The organism is Methanoculleus sp. UBA413 (genome assembly GCF_002502935.1).
Taxonomy (GTDB): domain Archaea; phylum Halobacteriota; class Methanomicrobia; order Methanomicrobiales; family Methanoculleaceae; genus Methanoculleus; species Methanoculleus bourgensis.
In genome coordinates, this window is sequence record NZ_DAQR01000125.1 from 9515 (window position 1) to 15435 (window position 5921).

Annotated in this window: 5 protein-coding genes; 3 read left to right on the top strand and 2 right to left on the bottom strand. The window is 63.7% G+C overall.

The window, feature by feature from the left end; translation table 11 throughout:
* A partial coding sequence (locus BP858_RS10795) for a winged helix-turn-helix transcriptional regulator (protein ID WP_349680582.1) occupies positions 1-999 on the top strand: 999 nt, incomplete at its 5' end.
* Between the two features lie 334 nt (positions 1000-1333).
* Positions 1334-2152, top strand: a complete 819-nt coding sequence (gene dapF, locus BP858_RS10800; protein WP_074175802.1) for a diaminopimelate epimerase — start codon at positions 1334-1336, stop codon at positions 2150-2152.
* Here the strand turns inward: dapF and radB are convergent.
* Together radB and larC are read right to left on the bottom strand one after the other, a co-directional pair.
* Positions 2139-2816 (bottom strand): DNA repair and recombination protein RadB, encoded by a 678-nt coding sequence (radB, locus tag BP858_RS10805; protein WP_074175803.1) that lies wholly within the window; start codon positions 2814-2816, stop codon positions 2139-2141. The two genes, dapF and radB, sit on opposite strands and share 14 nt — an antisense overlap.
* Positions 2813-4006 (bottom strand): nickel pincer cofactor biosynthesis protein LarC, encoded by a 1194-nt coding sequence (gene larC / locus BP858_RS10810; RefSeq protein WP_074175804.1) that lies wholly within the window; start codon positions 4004-4006, stop codon positions 2813-2815. The genes radB and larC overlap by 4 nt, the downstream gene beginning before the upstream one ends.
* Before the next feature lie 46 nt (positions 4007-4052).
* Here larC and BP858_RS10815 point away from each other — a divergent pair.
* The coding region (locus tag BP858_RS10815; protein ID WP_286879482.1) for a CDC48 family AAA ATPase at positions 4053-5921 on the top strand (1869 nt) is incomplete at its 3' end.

Below are 5921 nucleotides of genomic sequence, written 5' to 3' on the forward strand. Positions count from 1 at the left end.
CACGTTCACGGAGAGGGGAGTCATACCCGGCGGTCAGATGCCGACACAGCATCCCTCCATGCATCGCATCTTGGGGGAGAGACCGGGATTGGAGGGCGTCCCCTCCCGGCTAAGGTGTTTTGGAACGGTCTCAGCGAAGATCGAAACGTTGAACTCCTCTTCCGGCGACGATCCAGCATGGTGCGGTGGAGCGGGATAACGATACTTTTTGTTGCCGTGACCCTCGCAGCCCTTCTGCTTCCGGGCACGGCAACCGCCAATTATGTCGTCAATCCGATGACAACGGAGTATACCAGTGAAGTGAAAGATGTAGAGGAGAACACGTTCCAGGATCTCCCGCTCCGGGTGATGCTCCTCTACTGTATGCTCGTGGTCCTCCCCGCATGCTTCTACCCCGGCGAACTCTTCTACCTCTTAAGCATCCTCCTGCCGTTCGGGTTCCGGCGGGTGATGCGCCACAATGTCCTCGACGACGACTTCAGGCGCGACCTCTACCGCCGGATCACCGACCGCCCCGGTACCAGCACCCGGGAACTCGGTGAGTTGACGGGTGCATCGCGAGGCCGGCTCAGGTATCACCTCGATATACTCATCAGGGAAGGCAAGGTGGCAACGGTGGACTACCGGAGCCGCGCCAGGCACTTTGCGCGGAACCAGCGGTACACCGAACTCGAGGAGCACATTCTCATCAGCCTGCGGGAAGAACCCTGCCAAACGATCCTCTGGCGCCTTCTCGGATCCTCGGACATGACCCGGAGCGAACTTGAAGAACATCTTGGGCTCTCCGGTCCGACGATCTCTCAGCACATGCAGGAGTTCGAGGCCGAAGGGGTCATCGCCGCAGAGAGGGATGGGCGATTCGTCCGTTACAGGCTCTCCAAAGATGCCCGGGAGATTCTCAACCGGTATACAGGAGACAACCCCGTCTCCAGACATCCCGGCACGGAGGGGTATCCCGCCGCACAGGGCCACGAGGTCCGTCAGATTGGGTCCCGGTGATAGGGTGCCTGCCCGATTCGCAGGCGGTAACGGCCATTTTTCCGGAATCCGTCCAGACCCCTAGGCATGACACGTTGGTGCCAAAGTTCCCCAACCGTGCAGGATCTCTTGAGGACCTCCCCACGACGAGGCGGTGCGCATCGTCAAGGAGGGGTACCGGGGGAGATCACGGAGCATTGCGGGAACAATTTCCGGGTCGCTTTCTTTGAGAAGTAGGTCCCTCAGGAACACCGTGCCATACCCGGCCGTATCGGACCCCCCGGCGACGACCATCCGCTACCACCACGGTTTATCACCCACCGCTCCCAATACCTACAAACGAGAGGCTTACACCATGGAGATCGCGTTTACCAAACTGCACGGGAACGGCAACGACTTCATCCTGATCGATGAGCACGACCGGGAAGTCATCCCCGAAGATATGAAGGGAGCGTTTGCTGCGCTCTACTGCGACCGCAGGTTCGGCATCGGCGCCGACGGCATCCTCTTCCTCCAGGCATCAGAGAAAGCCGATATCAGGATGCGGCTCTTCCAGCCGGATGAGAGCGAGGCCGCGATGTGCGGGAACGGCATCCGGTGCCTTGCGAAGTACGCCTACGACGCCGGCTACGTCAAAGAATCCTGCTCAGTCGAGACCGGGGCCGGGATCGTCCCGGTCACGATGGGGTATGCGGATGACGAGTTCACTGCGACCATCACCATGCCGACACCCGCGTTCGAGCGGAGCACCATCCCTGCCACCGGGACCGGCGAATACAAAGAGAAGATCCGGGGGTTCACCGTCTATGCCGTAAACACCGGCGTCCCCCACGCCGTCGTCTTCACAAAAGAGATCGGCGCCGTCGACATCGCCACCGCCGGCCCCGCCATCAGGAACCACCCCACCTTCGTTGAGGGTGCGAACGTTAACTTCGTCGAGCAGGGAGACGGCGACACCATCAGGATCCGGACATTCGAGCGCGGCGTTGAGGCCGAGACATTCAGTTGCGGCACCGGCGCCACCGCGTCGGCAGCAGTCGCCCACCACCTCGGCAACGTTGGGGATGAGGTGCGGGTGGAGACAAAAGGAGGCCCGCTTATCATCCGCTTCGGGGATTCCGTCACCATGGAAGGCCCGGCCAGCACGGTCTTTGCGGGCGTTATATCTTTCTGATCCCGTCTTGTGTGATCACAAAATCAAACGAGATACCCTCCGGCCGGGACCGGTGCTTCCGGAGCATCGCCCGCCGGATGCTATCCCTCTTTTCAAGCCTGATGATGGCCTTTGAGATATGCTCAAGCGCCGTCCCCCCGAGACCCGAGACCCGGTCCCGCTCAACGTCCACGTAGATCTGGTTGGTGATCAGGGCCGGGATATCGTATTTCTTCGCAAGCCCGAGGAGTCTGACCATGTGGTGCGAGAGGCTGCGCACCGTCTCCCGCCCAAGACCAAGTTCAGTTCTGTAGAGAGCGGTCGCCGAGTCGACCACCAGCAGGCCCACAGGAGCGCGGTCGCTCTTCCGGAGCAGCTCCTCCGCATCAGCGATCATCGCCCCCTGCTGGGCGAAATCGAGCGGCTCACAGAGGAAGAGCCGGTCCGCAAACTCCCCCGCACGTTCCCCGGCGATCTGCATAAACCGCTCAACCGAGAACCCCTCGGTATCGATGTAGACGACCGAGTCCCCTGCCCTGAGACTTGCCACCGTCGCCAGCAGGCAGAGGGTGCTCTTGCCGCTCGCAGGCTCGCCGTAAACCTGGGTGATCGCCCGCCGTTCAAGCCCGCCGCCAAGGAGGTCATCGAGGGGCGGACTCCCCGTGCTGACCCGGTCCGGCTTCAAGGTTCCAGCACACCCCGCTCGATGAACAGGCGGCGTGCGGCCGCTTCGACGGCCCCGGCAACCTCCCGGAGCGGAACCTCGAGTTCCCGTGCGCACGCCGCTGTCTGGTCGTACTCCGGCTTGAAAGAGGAGATCTTCCCTCCAGCCCAGCCACACTTCACGTCGATCGTCCACTCCCGGCCCCGGAGCGCCACCGTGACCGGTTCAACCGTCCGTTCGGCGACAAACCGGTGGACCATCGGTATGCACCGTATACCAAGCGTCCCGAGTTCCCGGGCCATCACCCCGGTGAGGCGGTCGGTCGCATCAGGGGGGGAGACCACCCTGACAAGATGGCCGCTCCGCCCCTTCTTCATCACCGCAGGGATGGCGCTTGCGTCCCGTGCCCCCTCCTCCATCAGGCGGGCAAGCGTGTAGGCGAGGGCTTCCCCGGTCACGTCATCCACGTTCGTCTCCAGGATATCGACCTGGTCACCGACGGCCTGCTCCTCCACGGCAAGAAGCATCGAGCGGAGGACGTTTGGTCTTCCGGGCGGGTTCCTGCTCCCCGCCCCGTAACCGACCGCCCTGATCGTGCGAGGACCGAGGTCAGCCGGCCTGACCGTCGCAAACTCGGCAAGGAGCGCGGCCCCGGTCGGGGTGCAGAGTTCCCGATCCTCGTCCCCGGGAACCGTCTGCAGCCCAGATGCGGCAAGGATCGCCACAGTCGCCGGGGCAGGGATGGGGAACGTCCCGTGAGCCCCGACCGCAAACCCCCTCCCGAGCGCCACCGGGAGGACCGCCACGCCGTCGACACCCAGGGAGTGGAGGGCGGTGCAGGCTCCGACCACGTCGGCGATGGCATCGTCAGCCCCCACCTCGTGGAAATGCGCCCCGGCCCCGTGGATACCCTCCTCTGCGCGGTGGATCCTGAAAAAAACCCGGCGGGCCATCTCCCGTGCGGGGGCGGGGGCGTCGCTCCCGGCCACCCGGTCGAGCACCTCGTCGAGAGTGCGGTGGTGCACCGGCGCATGCGCCCTCACCTGGACGGCCCGGATGCCGGAGCGGTCTACCCGTTCTATTGTCGGTTCGCCGACGACTGAACGCATGGCTGCCCTGACAGCTTCCTCGTCCGCCCCCAGATCAAGGAGAGAACCGATGACCATGTCGCCTGCAGCCCCGTTGAACGGGTCGAAGAGAAGTATGTTCATGCGTCTCCAGTACTTATAAATCCCCGAAATATAAGAACTAGAGGTAATGCCCGAGATATACTTGAAAGTGGATAGCGCTTATCCGGAGGATCAGGGCGCGGGCAAGGCACGGCTTGACCCTGATACCATGCTGCAGCTCAGGCTCAGCCCGGGAGATCTCGTCATCATCGAAGGGAAGCGCCCGACCGTGGCCAAGGTCTGGCGTGCCATGGTGAACGACTGGCACCAGGGTAAGGTCAGGATCGATAATTTCACCCGGCTCAATACCGGTGCCAGCATCGGGGACCGGGTGAAGATACGGACGCTGGACGAGGAGGTCGAGGCGAAACTGGTGGTACTCGCGCCCCCGGAGGACCTCCCGAAACAGCTCCCCATCAACTTCAGCAACGCCGTCAACAAACTGATCGACTTCCCGGTCATGAAGAACGATTCCGTGCCGATCCAGGCTGGGCTCCCGTTCATGCAGCCCCAGCTCGTCGCGTTCAAGGCCGTGATGATCGAGCCGGAGAACGCGGTGATCATCACCAAGAACACCAAGATCGAGTTCTCCGAGAAGCCGGCAGCCGGGTTTGAGGGCGTCAAGAGGATCAGCTACGAGGATGTCGGCGGTCTCAAAGACGAGCTCCAGCGGGTCCGCGAGACGATCGAACTCCCCATGCGCCACCCGGAGATCTTCAGAAAACTCGGGATCGAGCCCCCGAAGGGCGTCCTCCTCTACGGCCCGCCGGGGACGGGAAAGACCCTCATCGCAAAGGCGGTCGCAAGTGAGAGCGGGGCACACTTCATCTCGATTGCGGGGCCCGAGGTGATATCGAAGTACTACGGCGAGAGCGAGCAGCGGCTCCGCGAGGTCTTCGAGGAGGCCCGGCAGAACGCGCCCGCCATCATCTTCATCGATGAACTCGATTCCATCGCCCCCCGGCGCGAGGAGGTGACGGGGGAGGTCGAGCGGCGTGTGGTGGCCCAGCTCCTCACGATGATGGACGGGCTTGAGGAACGAGGGCAGGTCGTGGTGATCGGGGCCACGAACCGGCTCGACGCCATCGACCCGGCCCTCCGCCGTCCCGGAAGGTTTGACCGGGAGATCGAGATCGGGGTCCCGCCTGAGGACGACCGGGCCCAGGTGCTCCAGATCCACACCCGCGGTATGCCGCTTGGGGACGACGTGGATATCGGCTACATCGCCCAGCAGACCCACGGGTTTGTCGGGGCAGACCTCGCCGCCCTTGCCCGTGAGGCGGCGATCAAGGCGCTCCGGCGCTACCTCCCCGAGATCGATATGGAAGCCGAGGAGATCCCGGCAGAGACCCTCGAGAAGATGGAGGTTGTGAGCAAGGACTTCCGCGAAGCCCTCCGCGATGTGGGTCCGAGCGCCATGCGGGAGATCCTCCTTGAGGTCCCCCACACCACCTGGGAGGACGTCGGCGGGCTTGATGAGGCGAAACAGGAGATCCGCGAGGCGGTGGAGTTCCCGCTCACCCGGCGTGAACAGTTTGACGACCTCGGTATCGAGCCCCCGAAGGGTGTCCTCCTCTACGGCCCGCCGGGGACCGGAAAGACCCTGATCGCAAAGGCGATCGCAAGCGAGAGTGGGGCGAACTTCGTGCCGGTCAAGGGCCCCCAGCTCCTCTCAAAATGGGTCGGAGAGAGCGAGCGGGCGGTCCGGGAGGTCTTCAAGAAGGCCCGGCAGGTGGCGCCGTCCATCATCTTCTTCGACGAACTGGACGCGCTTGCACCCGCACGGGGCGGGGGTTCCGAGTCGCGCGTCATCGAGAGCGTCTTGAACCAGATCCTGACCGAGATCGACGGTCTCGAGGAGCTCCGGGGCGTGGTGGTGATGGGCGCGACGAACCGGCCCGATATGGTTGACCCGGCGCTGCTCCGGCCCGGACGGTTCGACCGGCTCGTCTACATC

What these genes read in the sequence shown, in the direction of transcription:
- dapF (WP_074175802.1), top strand. Translation starts at nt 1,334, where the DNA reads ATGGAGATCGCGTTTACCAAACTGCACGGGAACGGCAACGACTTCATC.
- larC (WP_074175804.1), bottom strand. Translation starts at nt 4,006, where the DNA reads ATGAACATACTTCTCTTCGACCCGTTCAACGGGGCTGCAGGCGACATG.